Below are 19,745 nucleotides of genomic sequence, written 5' to 3' on the forward strand. Positions count from 1 at the left end.
TTGGGTTACGGCAAAGGGGGGTAGAAGGGCTTGAGCGGGCCGCCGATCTGACTGTAGTTGTCGACGTTGCCGTCCTCGCTTTCGTACAGCTGGCGGGCCAGGCGGTTGTTGGGCGCGCGGTACAGGAACGGGATCAGCCAGGCCAGCTTGTAGGGGGCTACCTCGGTCTGGGCCTGGCCCATCAGTTCGGGCAGCGGGCCGGGGTCGAGCACCGTGCGTGCGGCGAAGTTGCCCAGCAGCTCCAGGGTCTGCTGGTCGTGTTCGCTCCAGGGCAGGCCATTGGCCCGCGCCGACTCGGCCAGCAGCACCAGCGGCACCAGCGCGTACTGGCTGTAGGTGGCGGCAAGCCGGGCCCGCGCCACTTCCAGCGGCAGGTAGGCATAGCTGCCGTCCCCGCTGCGCACCGCCTGCTGCAGGCCGCGACGCAGATTGCCGTCGGCCCAGCGGATGAAGTCGTCGCGCTGCACCAGCATGCCGCTGGCGGCCACGGCCCAGGCGGCCCAGTAGTCGTGGTTGTTGAACCAGGTGAAGCTGGCGGCCTGGCGTGGCTGGTACTCGCGGATGATCAGTTCGCCGAGCTGTTCGAACCAGCGCGTCTGGGCCGGCGACAGCTGCACCTGGCCGTTGCTGGCGGCCTGGGTCAGCAGCAGCGTCGAGGCCATGGCCGCCACCGCCCACTTGCGCGCCGCCATGCCGGTGCTGCTGGCATCCGGGTTGAGCAGGGCACCGGCCTGCGCCCAGTGCTCCAGCCACTGGTCCTGGCAGGCCAGGGCCATGTTGGCCTGCTGCGGGGTCTTGGCGCGCTGGAAGCGCTTGCTAGCGAAGATCAGCCCGGCGATGAACTGCTTGACCTGCTTGCTCGCCGCCTCGGTGTCGGCATCGGGGCGGCTGCGCAGGGTCGACTTGCTGGCATCGCGCTGGTCGTACTTGCTCTGCATGCGCAGGCTGGCGGTGTACGGTGGCGGCGGCTGTTTGCTGCACTGCAGGGTGCGGTAGTCGGCGATCATCGCCGACTGGGCGGTGGCCCGCGCCGGCCAGATCGATTGCGCGGCCAGGCTGCTGCCCAGCTGCAACCCGGCGCACAGGCCCAGGGTGGCGACCAGCCAGGGCTTCAGAGGCATAGACGGGTTTCCACCTGGGTGGCGGCCTGGCTCGGCTTGGTCGGCTCGAGGAACACCGAGAGCAGGTTGGCCCCGGCGAACTCCTTGGCCTTGCTCAGCTCCAGGTAGTACTGGCCACCGCTGACGGCCGCCTCGCGGCGAAACCACACCTTGTCGCGGGCACCGTTGTCGTAATACACGATCACGTAGAAGTCCTTGACGTTCTTGTCGCTGATGCGGATGTCCAGAAAGCCCTGGCCGCTGCCCAGTGCCTTGCGACTTTCGCCGGCGTTGCTCAGCAGTTCGATGCGGTCGTTGACGCGCAGCGCCGGGCGCTGCAGGCGGTTGCCCAGCACCGGTGTGGAGGTGCTGCAACCGCCCTTGACCGCCGGAATCAGCTGGCGGTACATCTGGTCGGACTCCAGCTGGTAGTTGGCCGGCAGCTCCCAGATGATCAGTCTGGGCGGTGCGTCGGGCTTGTAGTTCTCGGACAGCAGGTATTCGAGCAGCGAGCCGTCCTGGCCCACGCCGGGCAGGGCGTAGTTGAGGATGTCGACATCCAGGTACTGCTTGAGGTAGCCGTCGAAGTTGAACTGCTTGCTCTCGTCCTCACGGGCTGCGGCGTTACTGTCGCCCACCAGGATCACCTGCGGGTCGGGGGCTTCGTCGAACAGTGCGTCGGCATCGTCGGCCACCGGGATGGTCTGGTAGCCGCGCACATACTGGAAGCCGTAGTTGTTGCCGCAGATGCTGCTCAACGCCAGGTTCATGGTGCCGTCCTTGGGCACCATCACGCCGGGCTCGGTGCGGTAGTGCTTCTTGGTCAGGTCGGCATAGAACGGCTGGCGGCGCACCTCATCGGCCACCAGGCGTGCGGTGGCCTCGGCACCGCTGGGGGTCCAGTGGTGGTCGCGGCGAAAGAAGTACTCGCCCGCCGGCGGGGTGCGCACCAGTTGCATCAGGTCGGGCACCACCGCGCCGCCGCTGCGCAGCTGCTGCAGGTAGCTGGCCAGGTTGTTGCTGGCGCGCTCGAAGTCGAACCCGTGCAACTGCCCGGGGTAGAGCTTGTCGCGGTGCATCAGCCCGCGGGTGGGCTGCACGGCCATGGCCACGTGGATACCCTGCTGGCGGAACGCGGCCATCAGGCGCGCGAACTCCGGGCGCATGGGCGCGGGGATGCCGAAGTCGTTGGTCAGGTCGACGGCCGAACGGAACAGCCAGCGGTCCTTGCCCGGGACGATCTCGCGCATCAGTTTCATCCGCCCTTCGGCGTATTTCTGCGGATCGCTCAGGGCCGGGCAGACCATGCACTCAAGGCTGGTGCAGCCGGGGCTGGGCGCCTCGGCGGCCTGGCCGGCCTGGCTGGCGGCAGCGAGTACGGCCATCAGGCCGAGGGAGGTAAGGATCTTCATGCGCGGTTCATCATCCTGTGTTCAAGGCCAGCCTGCGGTTACAGCGTGGGGTCGATGCTGTTGGCCACGCTGATGCTCTTGTAGCCATTGGCGGCGGGCAGCAGCACGTAGCTGTACGAGCGGCCTTTCTTGAGGAACAGGTCGTCGAACTGGGCGACGTTGCGCTGATCGACATAGGCGGCGAAGCCGATCTTGATTTCGTTGACCAGGCGGCTGCCGGTCTGGTCCTTGCCCAGCGGGTCGATGACCGAGGTCTTGCCGTCGGAGGTCTTGAGGGCGGCCTGCGCGGGGGTCAGGTTGTAGAAGGCGATCTGGGCCTTTTTCGGTTCGTTGACGTATTTGTCGGCGATCAGGGTCAGGCCCTTGCCGTCATACACCACGGTGCTGGCGGCGTTGGCCTTGAGCTGCGGCTCGATGGCCTGCTTGTCGACCGCGATCTTGTGGCTGCCGGCAGGGGTGAAGCGGTAGCCGCTGAGCTGGCCGGGGGCGACCTTCTGTGGGTTGACCTTGCCGCTCAGGGTCACGTCGATGCTGCGATCGCTCAGGTTGAGCACGCGCACGAAGGCCGAGTCGGCCGGGGCCACGGCGTCGTAGAGGTCGGCATTGCCGTCGTTGGCGAGGCTGGCGGTGCTGACCAGCAGCAGGGCGGTGGCGGCGAGCAGTTGGCGTGGCGAACGGGTCATGGTGTATCTCCTTAGAAGTGTTGGGTCTGGTTCATCTGACGCTGGCCGCTGACCCGATGGGCCAGCAGGGTGCGCAGCGGGAATTCCCAGACCACGGTGTCGATGTCAGGGTTGCCCAGCTCATCGCTGGCCAGAAACTGGTTCATTGCCTCGAACGGCCCGCGGGCCTCCACGGCAATGCTCAGCAGGTCACGGTTGAGGGCTTCCTTGAGAAAACCGACGAAGTTCCAGTCGTCGATCTTGCTGTAGCTGGTACCTACCAGCAGCAGGCTTTGGGCCTGGTCGGCGAACAGCTCATCGCTGCTCTGTTCGGCCTTCAGGGTTTCGTACACGGCGATCTGGTTGGCGCCAAAGTCCGGCATCAGCCGGCTCTGGTCGAACTGGATGTAGTTCATCAGGTCGCCCTTGACGGTCTTTTGCGCGACCTGGTGCGACACATAGCGCTCCTGGCCCAGCAGCTCCGGGTGCTGGCGCGCCAGTTCGAAGGCGGCCAGGCGTGCGCCATCGGGGCTCCAGTGGGTGTCGGACTTGAGAAACAGCGGCGGGCCGCCGAGGTTGTCCAGAAACGCCGAGCGCAGCGGCGTCACGGTGACGTTGCGTGCCTGCAGCTGCGCCACGAAGCGGTCGTACAGGCTGATGGCGCGCGGATCGAACGGGTGCTCGGCATGCGCGGCATAGATGTCCAGCTTCATCGGCAACGGCAGCAGCACCAGGCGCTTGCCGTGCTGCGCCAGTTGCGCCTGCACGGCGTCGATCTGTGCCAGCTGGCCTTGCAGGTTGGCCTCCAGGTCATTGGGCACACGGTATTCCTGGGAGGTATAGAGCCAGCCGTCCTTGCCCAGTACCACGCCCTTGGTGCCCTCCCTGAACAGCAGGTACTGCGCGTCGGCCCACAGCTGCACCGAGGGCTCACGCAGGAAGAAGCGCTTGTCGTAGGCCTGCTCGAACTTGCGCAGCAGCTTGCCGTCGACGAACAGGTTCCAGGCGTCACTCTGGTTTTTCGCGAAACTGAAAACCGGCGGCAGGGAGTAGACGAACATCCCCGCCAGCACCAGGCAGAACAGAATGCCGTTGACCTTGCTTGCCGAGTTCATCACCGGGTACATGACAGTCTCCTAGAACTGGAAGTAGAGGAAGGGGGAGAACGAGTGCGCAGCCAGGCTGCTCAGCGCCAGCGCGAAGCCGGCCCACAGCAGCACGGCCTTGAGCCCGCCGACATGGGCCATGAAGAAGTGCTGCTTGTTGCCGGCGTAGTAGCGCACGTTGTTGCTGCCGGCCAGGATCAGCCAGCACAGCGCCACCGCCACGAACGACATGGCCATCTTCGAGGCGCCCAGCACGTAGAGCTCCAGCGAGCCCAGGCCGTTGAAGCCGAACAGCGCCTGGTAGATGTCCAGGCTATGGCGCAGGTCGTTGGTGAAGAACAGCGGCATGCTCAGGATGATCAGCAACCCGGTGCGCAGGTTGCGCCCCAGGCGGTAGGGCGTGGTGACCTTGGTGGCCAGGTTGAACTTGCGCTCGATCACCATGCCCAGGCCGAAGAACAGCCCCCAGCAGATGAAGGCGAAGCTTGCGCCGTGCCACAGCCCCGACAGCAGCATGGTGTACACCAGCGCCGGCATGGCCCCGGCGATGCGCTTGCGCACCAGCGGCATGTACACGTAGTCGCGCAGAAAGTGCGCCAGGGTCATGTGCCAGCGGCTCCAGAACTCGGTGATGCTCTGCGAGACGTAGGGCTGGTTGAAGTTCTCCGGGAAGCGAAAACCCATCATCAGCGCCAGGCCCAGGGCCATGTGGCTGTAGCCGGCGAAGTCGAAGTACAGCTGCAGGGTCGACACCACCAGGCCGAACCAGGCATCGCTCAGCTGCAGGCTGCCCTCGCTGATGAACAGCACGTTGATCGGCGCCAGCTGGTCGGCGATCAGCACCTTCATGATGAAACCGAGCATGAACCGGCATACCCCCAGCGAGAACATCTCCAGCGAGTGGGTACGCTGGCGCAGCTGCGGGGCCAGTTGGCTGTAGCGCAGGATCGGGCCGGCCACCAGGTGCGGGAACAGCGCGACGAATGCGGCGAAGTCGATGAAGTTGTTGGTGGGCGTGGCATCCTTGCGGTAGATGTCGACGATATAGCTCAGGGCATGGAACACGTAGAACGAGATGCCCAGCGGCAGGAAGATCGTCTCCAGGGTGAAGGTGTTGATGCCCAGCGGCGCCAGCAGTGCGCCCAGCACCTCGGCGCCGAAGTTGGCGTACTTGAAATAGCCCAGGGTCGACAGGTTGCCGATGATGCCGATCCACAGCAGGCGGAACGCCCAGCGCTTGTCGCCGGCGTCCAGGCGCGCCTTGATGCGCAGGCCGAACCAGTAGTTCCAGTAGGTGATGCCGACGAACAGCAGCAGGAAGTCCGGGCGCCACCAGGCATAGAAGATGTAGCTGGCGGCGACGATCACCGTGGAGCGCCACGGCGCACGCGCCAGGAAGTACACCGCCAGGAACAGCGGCAGGTAGAGGAACAGGAACACGTTTGAGGCGAAAATCATCGCGGGGCCCGCCCTTAGTAACTGATCACGACGCCGACCGTCAGCTGGTAGTCGTCACCGGTATCCAGCGCGTTGCCGGCATTGAGGTAGCTGGCGCTGACCAGGGTGTTGACGTCCAGGTGCTTGCCGTCGAGGGCGACCGGAAACATCTTCCAGTAGTAGTTGAGGTCGAGCATCTGCCCCACGTGCTTGCCGTTGCCGTTGCTGCCCTGGGCGATGGCCTGGTTGCGCGCGCTGCGTTGGTCGCCGTCGACGCGGATCGGCAGGGTGCCACTGGCATCGCGCAGCTTGAGTTCGGTGAGGCGAAAATCCAGGGCGCTGCGCGGCGTGGGCCGGGTTTCCACGGCAAAGCCGTAGTAGCTCAGGTTGCGCAGGTCGAGGCTGACGAACGAGCTGGCCAGGCGGGTGCTGTAGGAGCCCTGGCGGGTGATGCGGTCGGACTGGATGGTGTTGAGACGAAAGCCGTCGTTCTCGTTGCTCGGCTTGTCGGTCAGCCCGCCGCGCAAGGCCAGGCGCGGGATCCAGGGCAGGTCGTCGAAGCGTTTGCCGATCTCGCCCAGCGCCGCCCAGCCGCTGGCGTTGTGGCCGGTGGTGGTCAGGCCGTTGCCGTCGGTGTTGTCGACCTTGCCGTCGAGTGCGGCCAGCTCCAGGTGGTAGTCGCTGAACAGCGGGCTGACCTGCAGGTTGTCGGCCTTGAAGAACAGCCCGTAGCGCATGCCGGTGAAGTCGTAGCGGTCACGCGGGTCGTGCCCGCTGTGGTCGTCTTCGTACATCAGGCGCGTGCCGGCCCAGTTGTTCTCGCTCCAGCGGTAGGCGTACTCGCCCATCAGGTAGGTGGTGCGTTCTTCGCTGTCGGCCAGGCGGTTGACGTCGCTGTTGTAGTTGTAGAACTTCTGCGCCACGGCGAAGAAGCCCTTGGCGAAGGTGTCCTTGTAATCGAAACGCAGCGATTCGATGCTGTCGTCCCACCAGATGCCGTAGTCGTCGGCAAAGCGCTGGCGTCCGGCCGACAGCGAGAAGCGTGGGTCGTCGCCCAGCAGGTTGCGCTTGACGTACAGCTCGCGCAGCTCGGCGTACCAGCCTTCGGGCTGCTCGCGGTCGAAGGCGTTGGTGCTTTCGTTCTGGCTGTTGGCCGTCTGGCTGGAGTCGTAGTTGAGCCACAGGCGACCGTAGACCATCCACTTGGCCCAGCGTTTTTCCGGTGAGTACCAGGCGAACGAGGGTTCGTAGCGCAGGCTGTAGAAGCTCTCGCGGCTGCGCCCCACCTGGGAATCTTCGGGGCCGTAGCCGGTCTGCACGGTGAGCTTGTTGAAGAATTCGGAGGTGATCACCGGCGTGCTGGCGTCGGCGTCTACCCGCACCGGCTCGCTGCTGTCGGCCTCGGGGCCGGTGATTTCTTCGGCGGCGAACGCGGTGTACAGCGGCGCGAGCATGAGCAGGGCGCCAAACAGGGACGGATGCGCTTTCACAGGGTGGTCTCCTTGAGCAGGTCATTGCGTGCCGCCATGGCGCGCTCGATGTCAGCCGTTTTCAGGGTTTTGTCCAGGCGCTTGAGCAGCCCGCGGGCGCGGCGCTCGCCCAGGTCCAGGGCAAGGCGCGCGTAGGTGTAGGCCTTGACCGGGTCGTGGCAGATGGCGCGGCCGCTCGCGTAGATGGTCGCCATGCGGTACCAGGCGGCAGTGGCGCCGCGCTCGGCCTGTTCCTGGTAGATCGCCAGGGCACGCTCCTGGTCGGGCTGGTCGAGGCCGCCCTTGCTGTACAGGTCGGCCAGCAGCAGGTGCGCGTCGCGAAAGTTGCTGGCGATCAGTTCGTCGATCAGCACCTGGGCCTTTTGCGGGTCCAGGGTCAGCCAGTTGGTGACCATGTACAGCGAGGCATTGAGCGCCTTGGCCCGGGTCGGGTCCTTGGCCTGCACCTGGGCAATCAGCGCCTGTACCTGGTCGGCGTTGTGCTCGGTGGGGTTGGAGATCATGAAGTTGGCCTTGGACACCAGCGCCGGCACGAAACCGCGCTGCGCGGCGTTGTCGAACCAGCGCTGGACCTCGGCCATGGCGGCCGCCCATTCATCGGCCAGGGCCTTTGCACGGGCCTGCTGTTCGGGGGTGGGCGCGGGCCTTGGGGCACCCATGGCGTTGCCCAGCTGCTCATCCTGTTCGGCCTGCTGGTCGGCACGCTGCACGGTGCTGATGGTGTCGAGCAACGAGCCGATACGGTGCACGATCTCCACCGGCAACTGCGCCATCCGGGGCTCCAGGGTGCGGGCGAAGGCGGGGAACGCGGTGTCCTGGCGCTCGCCGAGGAAGGCGTAGTAGCGGTCGACGCCACGCGGGTCGACGCGTACCGCCTGCTGGTACCAGTGCTCGGCAGCGGCGCGGTCGCCCTGGCGCTCGGCGACCACCGCGCGGTACAGCTCGGGGTGGCAGTCGAGCAGGCAGGACTGCTCGTACAGCGCCAGCAGCTGCGCGGCCTCGGCGGTGGGCACCAGGTCCGGGTAGGTCAGGAACACTTCCAGCGTGGCATTGGTGTTGCGCGGGTCCAGGGTGGCCGGGTAGCGGGTCAGCGCCTGGGCCACCCAGGCGCGCTGCTGCTGGCGCAGGCCGGGGCTGCGGTCAAGCAGGCGGGCCAGCGAGGCCAGCGCCGGCACCAGGCCGCGACCCTCGGCAAACGCTTCCTGGTACAGGCGGATCGCCTCCTGGCGGTTGGCGCTGTCGCTGCTGGCCAGCACATCGCCCAGCAACTGCTTGGACGCCAGGTCACCGCGCTCGGCGAGCACGCGCAAATCGGCGCTCACATCGGCTTGCGGGTCCTTGTACAGCGCGTAGCGGATCTGCTCCAGGCTTTGCCCGGCAAGGGCAGGGCCGGTGCAGGCGAGGGCAGTGAACAGCAGCCAGGCGGGCGTCATCGGTTTCATCTGGGGGCCCTTCAGCGCGACAGCGACGGCAAGGCCGGCAGGCCCAGGTACAGGTCCACCGCCACCGGTTTCTGGTAGGCCGCCAGTGGCAGCGGACGGTCCGGCCGGATGGTCAGGGCGAGGTTCTTGTTCAGTGCGTCGACCCGCGAGTCCACCACGGTGCCGCCGAAGCGTTCGTCCAGGCCGAATACCTGCAGGTCCACGGATCTGACCCGGCTGATGTCGCTCAGCTTGTCGAACGGCACGTTGGCGCTGACGTACAGCGGCTGGTCCTTGGGCAGCAGGTGCAGCAGCGGCGCCTGCTTGTAGCCGTAACCGTTCATGGGCGTGCTGGGGAAGTACACCTGGCAGTCGCACGGGCTGTTGATCACGGTCTCGATGGTGGCGCGCCCCAGCAGGGTCTGCAGGTCGCCGGGCGCGAGGTCGGCCAGCGCCTTCATGTCGGCCGGGCTGGTGAAACTGGTGGCCAGCTGGGTGGAGATGTTGGCCAGCGGCTCGCCGGCCTTGACCTCGCTCTGCCCAGGCTGCAGCAGGAACTTCACGTAGCCGTTGTCGGGCATGCTGATGATCTGCGCATCGGCACTGACCTGGGCCTGCACGGCCGGAATGCGGAAGAACAGCAGGTAGCTCTTGTAGGCCACGAAGCTCAGCGCGGCGATGCCGGCGGCGGTGAACAGCAGGGTGCCGCCGATGGCGCGCAGGCGATCGCCTGCATTGCGTGCGCTGGCGTACTTGTGCTTGCGCTCCTTGATGTAGTTCTCGCGCTGCATCACGTTGAACAGGCCGTTGACGTCGGCAATTTCGCCCGACAGGTAGGCGCTGATGATGTAGCGCAGGATGTCGCGCTTCTGGGCGTCGAGGTCGACGAACTGCGCGCCGACTTCGGCGCCGCGCTGCGAGACGATCTTGATCTGGCTGTCGATGTTCAGGTCGACCTGGTTCAGGCGCAGCTGGATCGAGGCGTTGTACAGGCTGCCGATCTTCAGCGGGGCGCTGTGCACCAGGCCCAGGCCGCCCAGGGAGATGTCCTGCAGGGTGCTGTCGATGGGCGCCTGGCCGGGGGCGCTGAGCCTGACCCGGGCATTGAGCTTGGTGCGCACGTACTGGCGTTCGTCGATGGCCTCGTGGACCACGTTGGCTGCAGTGGTGCCGGGGGCTGCTGGGATGTTCGAGCTACTCATGGCAGGCGCCTTTCCTTAACGTTGCGTGAGTTCGAGAAGTACCGAGATGGCACCGAAGAAAATCGCGATGGATGAAAACAGCATCGCCTTCGATGACCAGCGGTTCAGGGCCGTGTCGAAATCGACAGTGCCGTTGCTTAGCGTGGTTTTTTGCCGGGTCCAGCTCTGCTGGTCCATGTGGAACAGTGCGTACACCTTCATCAGCGAGCCCACGATCTGGTTGTAATAGAGAACGAACGGGTACACCGGGCTGACCGGGTGACCGGCGAACAGGAACAGCACCGTCACCAGGCTGCGCGAGAGCAGTACCCAGAACAGGTACACCAGCAGGTACTCGATGCCGAACACCACGCCGGCCACTACCGAGGCGGTCAGGCCCATCAGACAGGTCCACATCGAGACGCGCTGGTCGAGCAGCACGTACAGGGTGAACAGGCCCAGGCGGGCGCGGCCCAGCAGGTGGGTGGCGCGAAAGTTCTGGCGCAGCGAGTTGCCGTACCAGCGGAACATCAGCTGGCGGGTGGCGCGCCAGAAGCTGTTGTCTGGTGGATGCTCCACGGTCAGGGTGTTGCTGTCGGGCACGTAGAAGGTGTCCCAGCCGGCGCGCATCAGGCTCAGCCACGAAGACTTGTCGTCGCCGGTGAGAAACTGGAAGCGGCCCAGGCGCCAGTGTTCGAGAAAGTCGGCTTCCACGTCGCGGATGAATTCGGGGTCGGTCATCACGCTGGCGCGAAAGAACGACAGCCGGCCGGTCAGGGTCAGCACCCGGTGCGACAGGGCCATCGAGCACATGTTGATGTGCCGCTGCACGAAGCGCATCGAGTGCCACTGGCGCATCAGCGGGCTGCCTTCGACCTCGCAGAACTCGTTGGTGGTCAGGCCACCGACATTGGGCAGGTAGGCGAACAGCTTGACCGCGCGCTCGACGCAGCCGGGCAGCATTATGGTGTCGCCGTCGACCACGCCGACCACCGCGTCCTGCAGCGGCATCTGCCGCGACAGGGCACGGAAGGCATGGGCCAGGCCGTCACGCTTGCCGGTGCCACGGGCGCGCACGATCACCAGCTTGATGTCGTCGCGATCGACCACCTCGTTGCGCATGATGGTCTTGATGAACTGCTCGTCGCCTTTTTCCACGATCGAGGCGATCACCGTGCACGGCACGTTCAGCCGCTGCACTTCCTGGAATACCGACTGGTACACCTTGAAGGTGGTGTGGGTGGGGATGCGAAAGCTGGTCACCACCATGAACATGTGCGAGGGCAGGGCATCGTCGCCCATGCGCTCGACCGCCTTGCGGATGCGCGGGAACTTCCAGTGCAGGAAGTACATGCCGCGGATGTAGTGGACGATGGCATTGCCGTAGCGCCACATGCCCAGGGTACCGATGATGAAGATGAACGTATGGTGGCTGGGGTCCAGGTACTGCGGCGCGATCATCTGCGACGCCAGCGCGACCAGGCCGAACAGGCAGGCCCAGGCACAGAAGCTGGCGCCTGCCTGCAGGTAGCCGGGTCGGCCCTCGGGCCGCTGTTGCTGTGGTTTCATGGTGCCGTTTCTCCTTGGTACGGGCAGCGCGCACCCGGCCGTTCACGCACATGAGGTTCGCCGGCGCTCCGAAGGAGGCGGCACTCAGGCAGGTAAACAGTCGGGTGACGCGTGGAGTCGAACGCCTTGGGCTCTCTTGACGGAGCCTGTGGCCTTACCAGCAGATCCCTTCCTGGGTGGCGTTGCTGGCGTTGGGCATGAAACCGACCAGGTCGACGATCTGCTTGTCGCCATTGCCTTCCAGGGCCTGGGCGAAACGCGGGTCGTTGTTGCCCAGCACGATGATCTCGGCGCCGTCGATCACCTGGTCGAGGTCGTTGCACAGCAGCGACGACACGTGCGGGATCTTCCACTCGATGTAGTCGCGGTTGGCGCCGAACACCCGGGCATACTCGACGTTGGCGTCGAAGATGCGCAGCTCGTAACCCTTGCCGATCAGCATTTCGGCCAGCTCCACCAGCGGGCTTTCGCGCAGGTCGTCGCTGCCGGCCTTGAAGCTCAGCCCCAGCAGGCCGATACGGCGCTTGTTGAAACCGCTGACCAGGTCGAATGCGTTCTGCACCTGGCTGCGGTTGCTGGACATGATCGAGGCCAGCAGCGGGTGCTCGACGTCCAGCTGGCCGGCGCGGTAGGTGAGGGCGCGCACGTCCTTGGGCAGGCACGAGCCGCCGAAGGCGAAGCCGGGGCGCAGGTAGTAGCGCGACAGATTGAGCTTGTGGTCCTGGCATACCACGTCCATTACCTCGCGTCCGTCCACCCCGGAGGCCTTGGCGATGTTGCCGATCTCGTTGGCGAAGCTCACCTTGGTGGCGTGCCACACGTTGCAGGTGTACTTGATCATCTCGGCCACTTCGATCGACTTGCGGATCACCGGGGCGTCCAGGCCCTCGTACAGCGATTGCAGGATGTCGCCCGACTGGGTGTCGAGTTCGCCGATCACGGTCATGGCCGGGAAGTCGTAGTCCTTGATGGCCGTGCTTTCACGCAGGAACTCGGGGTTGACCGCCACGCCGAAATCGACGCCGGCCTTCTTGCCCGAGGCTTGCTCGAGCAGCGGGATGACCACGTTGTTGACCGTGCCTGGCAGCACGGTGCTGCGCACCACCACGGTGTGACGGCCAGCCTTGTCGCGCAGGGCTTCGCCGATCTGGCGGCATACGGCCTCCATGTACACCAGGTCGAGGTCGCCGTTCTTCTTGCTGGGCGTGCCCACGCACAGCAGCGACAGTTCGGTGTCGAGCACGGCGCGTTGTACGTCGGTGGTGCCGTACAGGCGCCCTTGCTGCACGGCCTGTTGCAACAGCTGCTCGAGCCCCGGCTCGACGATGGGCGACTTGCCCTGGTTGATCATGTCGATCTTGGCCGGGGAGATATCCACCCCCACCACATTGTGGCCACGTGCCGAGAGGCACCCGGCGCACACGGCACCTACATATCCGAGCCCGAAAATACTGATGTTCATAGAGATCCCTTTAGCACTGTTCGCCTGAGCGAACCCTTGTGTAGTTGATAAATGTTCAGGCGGCAGGCGCAAACTGAAACGCGGCGAACGTTGATGTTCGTCGGCGGCTTATCTCTCTTTTTTTCATCCTATAGCGTTTAATTTTGGAACGGCAACACTTCATATCAAATTAACTAGAAAAAAATATAGTTTGTTTTGTGAAAGTTAAAAAACCGTTTAAAAACAATGACATATAGTTTGTAGAAAGTTCGACGTCAAAAAATTGATATGTGTATTGGGTGTGTTTTAATGGCGCCAAAAAAATGCTTCCACGGGGTTTTTACATAACTTTAAATAGTGGCCAATCGCCTTCATTTAATTAGATTAACCGTTTCAGCTTAATGTTTTGAAAGTTCCACTCGGGCGACGGGTTAGTTGTGTTGATGAGTGCGTCGTGAGCGTGAACAGCCTGTTTTATTGGCGTTGCTTTTTTTGCATTCGCCACCGCTTGTGCTCCGCGTGGCGAGCCGGGCATAGTTTCAGTTTCATGCGTGGCCTGTGCCTGTACAGGCAGGTCTGCTCATCCAGGCAGAAGCCAAGCTGCAGTGACGATGAGCCGCGTAGGAAGCCACGTAGGAAGGCTGGGAAATTGACGTCAGCCAGATGGCGTTTACAGTTAGCTCACCCGGTCGATTTTTTGCTAAGGTGGCCGGATACAATTCACACCGTAACGCGAGGTGTCTGCTTGATCAGGGTCCTGGTGGTCGATGACCACGATTTGGTGCGTACGGGCATTACCCGCATGCTGGCCGACATCGACGGCCTGCAGGTGGTAGGGGAAGCCGATTCCGGCGAGGCAGCACTGAAACTCACCCGCGAACTCAAGCCCGACGTGGTCCTGATGGACGTCAAGATGCCCGGCATCGGTGGCCTGGAGGCGACCCGCAAGCTGCTGCGCAGCCACCCCGACATCAAGGTGGTGGCCGTGACCGTGTGCGAGGAAGACCCGTTTCCCACCCGCCTGCTGCAGGCCGGTGCGGCCGGCTACCTGACCAAGGGCGCCGGGCTGGGTGAAATGGTCCAGGCCATTCGCCTGGTGTTTGCCGGGCAGCGCTACATCAGCCCGCAGATAGCCCAGCAGCTGGCACTCAAGTCGTTCGAACCGCAGAATGCCTCGCCGTTCGACAGCCTGTCGGAGCGGGAGATCCAGATCGCCCTGATGATCGTCGGTTGCCAGAAGGTGCAGATCATTTCCGACAAGCTGTGCTTGTCGCCGAAGACGGTGAATACGTACCGTTACCGGATCTTCGAGAAACTTTCCGTTACCAGTGACGTGGAACTGACGTTGCTGGCCGTGCGCCACGGTATGGTTGACGCCAACCTCTGATATGACCCCAGCGTTTGATTCAAGTGCCTTTCTGGCGACCTGCAGCGGACGTCCGGGTGTCTACCGGATGTTCGATGAAGGCGCGCGCCTGCTGTATGTCGGCAAGGCCAAAAACCTCAAGAAGCGCCTGGCGAGCTATTTTCGCAAGGCGGGCCTGGCGCCCAAGACAGCCGCGCTGGTGGCGCGCATCGCTCAGGTCGAGACCACCATTACCGCCAACGAGACCGAGGCGCTGCTGCTCGAGCAGACCCTGATCAAGGAATGGCGCCCGCCGTACAACATCCTGTTGCGCGACGACAAGTCCTACCCCTATGTGTTCCTCAGTGATGGCGACTACCCGCGCCTGGGCATCCATCGCGGGGCCAAGAAGGCCAAGGGCAGGTACTTCGGCCCTTACCCCAGTGCCGGTGCCATTCGCGAAAGCCTGAGCCTGCTGCAGAAGACCTTCTTCGTGCGCCAGTGCGAAGACAGCTATTACGCCAACCGCACCCGGCCGTGCCTGCAGTACCAGATCAAGCGCTGCAAGGCGCCGTGCGTCGGCCTGGTCGAACCACAGGAGTACGCCGCCGACGTGCGCCACTCGGTGATGTTCCTGGAGGGGCGCAGCCACCAGTTGACCAACGAGCTCAACGAAGAGATGGAGCGCGCCGCGATGGCCCTGGAGTTCGAGCGTGCCGCCGAGCTGCGCGACCAGATCGCCTTGCTGCGTCGCGTGCAGGATCAGCAGAGCATGGAGGGCGGCAGCGGCGACGTGGATGTGGTGGCCGCCTTCGTCAACCCGGGCGGGGCGTGCGTGCACCTTATCAGCGTGCGCGGCGGGCGGGTGCTGGGCAGCAAGAACTTCTTTCCGCAGGTGGGCATCGAGGAAGACGTGGCCGAGGTGCTGTCGGCGTTCCTGGCCCAGTACTACGTGGGCAACGCCGAGCGCGAACTGCCTGCCGAGCTGATCGTCAACGTGGTGCACGAAGACTTCGAAGCCCTGTGCGCCGCCGTCGAGGCCCTGCGGGGTCGCGAGCTGACCATCAGCCATCGGGTGCGCGGCACCCGCGCGCGCTGGCAGCAACTGGCCGTGACCAACGCCGAGCAGGCGCTGATGGCGCGCCTTGCCAACCGCCAGCACATGGCCGCGCGCTTCGATGCGCTGGCCCAGGTGCTGGACCTGGATGAAACCCCGCAGCGCCTGGAGTGCTACGACATCAGTCACTCCAGCGGCGAGGCCACCGTGGCCTCCTGCGTGGTGTTCGGCCCCGAGGGCCCGATCAAGTCCGACTACCGGCGCTACAACATCGAGGGCGTGACCGCCGGCGATGACTACGCGGCCATGCACCAGGCCCTGACCCGGCGCTTCTCGCGGATCAAGGACGGCGAGGGCAAGCTGCCGGACGTGCTGCTGGTGGATGGCGGCAAGGGCCAGCTGAACATGGCCCGCGACGTGCTGCAGGAACTGGCCGTGCCCGACCTGATTCTGCTGGGCGTGGCCAAGGGCACCACGCGCAAGGCCGGTTTCGAAACCTTGTACCTCAACGACGTGGCCCACGAGTTCACCCTCAAGGGCGACTCGCCGGCGCTGCACCTGATCCAGCAGATCCGCGACGAGGCGCACCGTTTCGCCATCACCGGTCACCGCGCGCGGCGCGGCAAGACGCGGCGCACCTCGACCCTGGAAGGCGTCGCCGGGGTAGGGCCCAAGCGCCGGCGCGACCTGCTAAAACACTTTGGCGGACTGCAGGAACTGAGCCGTGCCAGCGTCGAAGAAATCGCCAAAGCACCCGGAATCAGTAAAAAGCTTGCCGAGTCGATTTATGACAGCCTGCATAGCGAGTAGAATGCCCGCTCACCTCGCAGCCAGTTGTGCCGATGAATATCCCGAATCTGCTTACCGTACTACGCGTTCTGCTCATACCGATCTTCATACTGCTGTTCTATGTGCCGTATCACTGGAGCTACATAGCCGCCAGCAGCGTGTTTGCCGTTGCCGCCGCCACCGACTGGCTGGACGGTTACCTGGCTCGTCGGTGGCAGCAGAGCACTCCGTTTGGCGCCTTCCTCGACCCGGTCGCGGACAAGCTGATGGTGGCCGTGGCCCTGGTGCTGCTGGTGCAGGTGCATGCCAACCTGTGGCTCACGCTGCCGGCAGCGGTCATCATCGGTCGCGAGATCGTGGTGTCGGCGCTGCGTGAATGGATGGCCGAGATGGGCGCACGTGCCCATGTGGCGGTGTCCAACCTGGGCAAGTGGAAGACCGCGGCGCAGATGCTGGCGCTGGTGATCCTGCTGGGCAATCCGCCGGTGTGGGGGTTCTGGGTAGGCCTGGGTTATGCGCTGCTGCTGGTGGCGGCGGGGCTGACCCTGTGGTCGATGGTGCACTACCTGCGTGCAGCCTGGCCGCACCTGCGTGAAGGCTCTGAAATAAAATAAACTTTTTTGAATCAAGGGGTTGACGGCGTTTTTAAAATCGCTAGAATGGCCCCCATCAACACGACGCGGGAATAGCTCAGTTGGTAGAGCACGACCTTGCCAAGGTCGGGGTCGCGAGTTCGAGTCTCGTTTCCCGCTCCAGTTATAGATCTACAGAGTTCCATGGAAGTCTGTAAGTCGTTGAAAAAAGGGCCGAAAGGCCCTTTTTTCGTTCCAGCGAAAACCACCGAAAACCGGGGGTAGCCGGACAAAATGAGTCCAGAAATGAGTCCAGAATTGGAATTCGGCTCATTCGGTTTTCTGGTGGAGCAGCGCAGATAACGAGACGAGCATTTGGCCTCTGACAGATTCAGGAGGTCACCATGGCACTCACGGAAATGGCGATTCGGCATGCTCGAGTCACCGCAAAGGAGTACACGCTCGCTGACATTGACGGCTTGTTTCTCAATGTAACTGCCCAAGGCAGTAAGATCTGGCATTTCCGCTACTACTGGGAGGGCCGGCAGAAGCGCATGTCCTTCGGCAGTTACCCGCAGGTGGGGCTGCGTGACGCGCGGGAGCGGCGAGATGAGGCACGAGTGCTTCTAGCTCAGGGGTACAATCCCTGTGAACAGCGCAAGCAGCAGCGTGTAGCCGTGCGCCTTGCCAATGATCAGACCTTCGATGCTGTCTTTGGGCAATGGATTGCCTTTCGTAGGCTTAGTCTCAAAGAAGGGCGACAAAGCACGCTGTCGCAGATCCTGCGCATTTTTGCGAAAGACATACAGCCCTACATTGGCGAGCAATCGATCCATGAGATCAATCGGCATGTGCTTATGGATCTGCTCAGCCGTATCGAGTGCAGGAAAGCCTTCACTACGGCGGAGAAGTGCCGGACCTGGCTCAATCAGCTGTTCCGCTACGCACTGGTGCGCATAGCGGGCCTTGAGCACAATCCTGCCGCAGATCTCGATGTGGTGGCGGTGCCCAAGCCGCCGGTGGAGCACAATCCCTTCCTGCGCATGGAGGATCTTCCGCACTTCCTGGGCAGACTACGTGCGTTCCGCGGCTCGCAACAGACGCAACTCGGTATACGCCTGTTGTTGCTTACCGGAGTCCGTACCGGTGAGTTGCGCCTGGCGACTCCCGATCAGTTTGATCTGGAGCGCCGTCTTTGGACCATCCCGCCGGAAGTGGTCAAGCAGCTCCAGCTCAAGATGCGCAAAACGCGCCGTCAAACCGCCAAGGTGCCACCCTATATCGTTCCGCTCTCTATTCAAGCGACCGAAGTCGTGCGGCTGTTGCTAGATCAGGTGGTGCCGGCACAACGGCATCTACTCACCCATCGAAGCGATCTGAGCAAACGCATCAGCGAAAACACACTGAACAGCGCATTGCGACGTATGGGCTTTGCTGGCCGGCTTACGGGGCATGGTGTGAGGGCGACGATCTCAACGGCGCTCAACGAGATCGGGTACCCGAAGATTTGGATTGATGCGCAGCTTTCACATGCTGATCCGGACAAGGTCAGTTCGGCATACAACCATGCGGAGTACGTCGAGCAACGCCGTACCATGATGCAGGATTGGGCCAATCGGTTAGACCTTTGGGTGCTGGGGCATGCCAAGGCGGCGAGCTCACCGTTAACTATTCGGTTGGAGGGAGCGTCGCAGCTGTCGCTCGGGTTGCAGAGTTTACCCCTCACTCCCGTACGCAATGTCATGAAGCCAGAAATGAATCTAGTAGTCGTTGAAGGCAGTAAGGTTTTAGCGGATCGATTCGACACATCGGAAGCGTCTGGTGTTCGGCTGGTTTCTGATATTCAAAGAGAGCGGGCGGAGATGCTTGAGATCTACGAAGCAGCGACCAATTTACCTCTCCTCTCATTTGCACGGCTGGCCGGAAAATCGCGAGATCAAATCAACCGTGATATCAAGGCACGACGTCTGCTGTCACTTAGCTTGGGGAATCGAGGTCAGCGAATTCCTGACTGGCAGCTGGATCCTCTGAAGCACAAGCTAGTTCTTGCCATCTTCAAATCGTTGCCTCAGCTCGAAGCTTGGGGAGTATATCGTTTGCTAAGTGAACCCCACGATAGGCTGAGAGGACGTACACCGCTCGATGTTGTGCAACCAGGCAATTTTGAGAGAACCTTGTCCTTATTGATTCGGGGGCGACGATCGACGTAGCTGGTCTTATGTCCATGCTCTCCTTGCATGGGGTGCAAGGGGTCGAGTGTTCGAATCACTCCGTCCCGACCAAAAAACTCCAAAGAATCCAAGCACTTACGGGTGCTTGGATTTTTTTATGTCCGCTTTTTTTCATGGCTGATTTAAAATGATCGTTCTGGTTGCCAATTGGTTGCCAATTGAGATTGGCTTGAAAGCGCTGGAGGATTAGGATCGGTTAGGAAGGCGGAGTGCTATCAGTGTCCTGCGCGATGCGTGGATGCAAGAAAAGTCGGATCACAGCCTGTACCTTTGGTCCGAGGCTAGTGGAGTCTATATGGATGCTGCTGAGCTGGTGAAGAGGCAGGCAACCACCTGTAGAGAGACGATGGTCATTGTAATTCTAAATGGAGAATCTGGTATTCGATATAGAATTTTTTCCTATAAATTGCCAAGCTATAGGCCTCATCATTACAAGAAGAACGGTCATTGCTCATGCTCTTTGCACAGAAATGCTCCATAGGCGCTAAGCTTCTAGTGTTGCCCATCTTGTTCGTGCTTGGCTTACTGTTTGTCTCCACTATGGCCTATTACGGGCTGGCTAGGCAGCAGGCAGTGATCAAAGAAATTCAACAGTTGCGCTTTCAGCAATATCGACAGGTTTTGGACACTACGACTGCCTTGCAGGCGGCGATTGTAGGTGCCTATGCCACGGGCTCACGCATACTTGAATCAGGTGGGAGGACGGCACAGGAGGAACTGGAGTCCTACTTCGAGGACATACGATCTAGTGTCGACGATATGCGTGCCGGCCTTGCCAATGGGGCTCGTGAGACACGCTTGGGTGACGACGAAAAAGCACTCTATTAAGCGGTGCAGGAACAGGCTGCTGTTGTTACCCAGGGTCTGGATGAATTTCAGCGTACAGCCTTAAAAGATCAGACTCAGGCTACTTCGTTGTTAGGACGGATACG

15 protein-coding genes and 2 tRNA genes are annotated in these 19,745 nt (G+C 62.7%); 7 read left to right on the forward strand and 10 right to left on the reverse strand.

Features of this window, described 5'->3' with window-relative positions; genetic code table 11:
• Positions 1 to 5 precede the first annotated feature (5 nt).
• The 10 genes from B4I46_RS09555 to B4I46_RS09600 all read right to left on the reverse strand — a co-directional run bounded on the left by B4I46_RS09555 (position 6) and on the right by B4I46_RS09600 (position 12,840).
• Positions 6 to 1,121, reverse strand: coding sequence for a polysaccharide lyase (locus B4I46_RS09555; protein WP_043860256.1), 1,116 nt, complete (start codon positions 1,119 to 1,121; stop codon positions 6 to 8).
• On the reverse strand, positions 1,112 to 2,512 hold the full coding sequence (locus B4I46_RS09560; RefSeq protein WP_286899857.1) for an alginate O-acetyltransferase AlgX-related protein: 1,401 nt from the start codon (positions 2,510 to 2,512) through the stop codon (positions 1,112 to 1,114). Before B4I46_RS09560 ends, B4I46_RS09555 begins: the two co-directional genes overlap by 10 nt.
• 38 nt (positions 2,513 to 2,550) lie before the next feature.
• Complete coding sequence (locus B4I46_RS09565; RefSeq protein WP_043860258.1) at positions 2,551 to 3,195, reverse strand: alginate O-acetyltransferase AlgF; 645 nt, start codon at positions 3,193 to 3,195, stop codon at positions 2,551 to 2,553.
• Positions 3,196 to 3,206: 11 nt separating this feature from the next.
• A complete protein-coding gene (locus B4I46_RS09570; protein ID WP_043860259.1) occupies positions 3,207 to 4,301 on the reverse strand; it encodes an alginate O-acetyltransferase in 1,095 nt (364 codons plus the stop codon).
• A 9-nt stretch (positions 4,302 to 4,310) separates the two neighbouring features.
• The gene (locus B4I46_RS09575; RefSeq protein WP_043860260.1) at positions 4,311 to 5,738 is read right to left on the reverse strand and encodes an MBOAT family O-acyltransferase; all 1,428 of its coding nucleotides are present in this window, start codon (positions 5,736 to 5,738) and stop codon (positions 4,311 to 4,313) included.
• A 14-nt stretch (positions 5,739 to 5,752) separates the two neighbouring features.
• Positions 5,753 to 7,207: an ion channel protein AlgE gene (locus tag B4I46_RS09580; protein WP_286899860.1), complete on the reverse strand. Its 1,455-nt coding sequence runs from the start codon at positions 7,205 to 7,207 to the stop codon at positions 5,753 to 5,755.
• Positions 7,204 to 8,649, reverse strand: a complete 1,446-nt coding sequence (locus B4I46_RS09585) for a sel1 repeat family protein (RefSeq protein ID WP_052504205.1) — start codon at positions 8,647 to 8,649, stop codon at positions 7,204 to 7,206. The genes B4I46_RS09580 and B4I46_RS09585 overlap by 4 nt, the downstream gene beginning before the upstream one ends.
• An 11-nt stretch (positions 8,650 to 8,660) precedes the next feature.
• On the reverse strand, positions 8,661 to 9,830 hold the full coding sequence (locus tag B4I46_RS09590) for a PilZ domain-containing protein (RefSeq protein WP_043860263.1): 1,170 nt from the start codon (positions 9,828 to 9,830) through the stop codon (positions 8,661 to 8,663).
• 15 nt (positions 9,831 to 9,845) lie between these two features.
• On the reverse strand, positions 9,846 to 11,378 hold the full coding sequence (locus B4I46_RS09595) for a glycosyltransferase (protein WP_286899865.1): 1,533 nt from the start codon (positions 11,376 to 11,378) through the stop codon (positions 9,846 to 9,848).
• A 154-nt stretch (positions 11,379 to 11,532) separates the two neighbouring features.
• A complete protein-coding gene (locus B4I46_RS09600; RefSeq protein ID WP_286899867.1) occupies positions 11,533 to 12,840 on the reverse strand; it encodes a nucleotide sugar dehydrogenase in 1,308 nt (435 codons plus the stop codon).
• Between the two features lie 724 nt (positions 12,841 to 13,564).
• Between B4I46_RS09600 and gacA the strand changes: the two genes are divergently transcribed.
• The 7 genes from gacA (at position 13,565) to B4I46_RS25625 (ending at position 19,641) form a co-directional block, all read left to right on the forward strand.
• On the forward strand, positions 13,565 to 14,206 hold the full coding sequence (gacA, locus tag B4I46_RS09605; RefSeq protein ID WP_043860265.1) for a response regulator transcription factor GacA: 642 nt from the start codon (positions 13,565 to 13,567) through the stop codon (positions 14,204 to 14,206).
• 1 nt (position 14,207) lies between these two features.
• Complete coding sequence (gene uvrC / locus B4I46_RS09610) at positions 14,208 to 16,031, forward strand: excinuclease ABC subunit UvrC (RefSeq protein WP_043860266.1); 1,824 nt, start codon at positions 14,208 to 14,210, stop codon at positions 16,029 to 16,031.
• 32 nt (positions 16,032 to 16,063) lie between these two features.
• Positions 16,064 to 16,624, forward strand: a complete 561-nt coding sequence (pgsA, locus tag B4I46_RS09615; RefSeq protein ID WP_043860267.1) for a CDP-diacylglycerol--glycerol-3-phosphate 3-phosphatidyltransferase — start codon at positions 16,064 to 16,066, stop codon at positions 16,622 to 16,624.
• 65 nt (positions 16,625 to 16,689) lie between these two features.
• Positions 16,690 to 16,765, forward strand: a tRNA-Gly gene (locus tag B4I46_RS09620).
• A gap of 221 nt (positions 16,766 to 16,986) precedes the next feature.
• Positions 16,987 to 18,792 (forward strand): tyrosine-type recombinase/integrase, encoded by a 1,806-nt coding sequence (locus B4I46_RS09625; RefSeq protein WP_286899872.1) that lies wholly within the window; start codon positions 16,987 to 16,989, stop codon positions 18,790 to 18,792.
• Positions 18,773 to 18,864: transfer RNA gene (locus B4I46_RS09630), tRNA-OTHER, on the forward strand. The genes B4I46_RS09625 and B4I46_RS09630 overlap by 20 nt, the downstream gene beginning before the upstream one ends.
• Positions 18,865 to 19,266: 402 nt before the next feature.
• Positions 19,267 to 19,641, forward strand: a complete 375-nt coding sequence (locus tag B4I46_RS25625; protein WP_376787188.1) for a Tar ligand binding domain-containing protein — start codon at positions 19,267 to 19,269, stop codon at positions 19,639 to 19,641.
• The last annotated feature ends 104 nt before the right edge of the window (positions 19,642 to 19,745 follow it).

Source organism: Pseudomonas sp. UBA7500 (genome assembly GCF_002478435.1).
Taxonomy (GTDB): Bacteria; Pseudomonadota; Gammaproteobacteria; order Pseudomonadales; family Pseudomonadaceae; genus Aquipseudomonas; species Aquipseudomonas palmensis.

Excerpts from the sequence above, each read along its gene's own strand:
- B4I46_RS09570 (WP_043860259.1), bottom strand. The coding sequence starts at position 4,301 with ATGTACCCGGTGATGAACTCGGCAAGCAAGGTCAACGGCATTCTGTTC.
- B4I46_RS09565 (WP_043860258.1), bottom strand. The coding sequence starts at position 3,195 with ATGACCCGTTCGCCACGCCAACTGCTCGCCGCCACCGCCCTGCTGCTG.
- B4I46_RS09555 (WP_043860256.1), bottom strand. The coding sequence starts at position 1,121 with ATGCCTCTGAAGCCCTGGCTGGTCGCCACCCTGGGCCTGTGCGCCGGG.
- B4I46_RS09560 (WP_286899857.1), bottom strand. The coding sequence starts at position 2,512 with ATGAAGATCCTTACCTCCCTCGGCCTGATGGCCGTACTCGCTGCCGCC.
- B4I46_RS09575 (WP_043860260.1), bottom strand. The coding sequence starts at position 5,738 with ATGATTTTCGCCTCAAACGTGTTCCTGTTCCTCTACCTGCCGCTGTTC.
- B4I46_RS25625 (WP_376787188.1), top strand. The coding sequence starts at position 19,267 with ATGCTCTTTGCACAGAAATGCTCCATAGGCGCTAAGCTTCTAGTGTTG.
- B4I46_RS09600 (WP_286899867.1), bottom strand. The coding sequence starts at position 12,840 with ATGAACATCAGTATTTTCGGGCTCGGATATGTAGGTGCCGTGTGCGCC.
- B4I46_RS09625 (WP_286899872.1), top strand. The coding sequence starts at position 16,987 with ATGGCACTCACGGAAATGGCGATTCGGCATGCTCGAGTCACCGCAAAG.
- B4I46_RS09595 (WP_286899865.1), bottom strand. The coding sequence starts at position 11,378 with ATGAAACCACAGCAACAGCGGCCCGAGGGCCGACCCGGCTACCTGCAG.
- B4I46_RS09590 (WP_043860263.1), bottom strand. The coding sequence starts at position 9,830 with ATGAGTAGCTCGAACATCCCAGCAGCCCCCGGCACCACTGCAGCCAAC.
- pgsA (WP_043860267.1), top strand. The coding sequence starts at position 16,064 with ATGAATATCCCGAATCTGCTTACCGTACTACGCGTTCTGCTCATACCG.
- B4I46_RS09585 (WP_052504205.1), bottom strand. The coding sequence starts at position 8,649 with ATGAAACCGATGACGCCCGCCTGGCTGCTGTTCACTGCCCTCGCCTGC.
- uvrC (WP_043860266.1), top strand. The coding sequence starts at position 14,208 with ATGACCCCAGCGTTTGATTCAAGTGCCTTTCTGGCGACCTGCAGCGGA.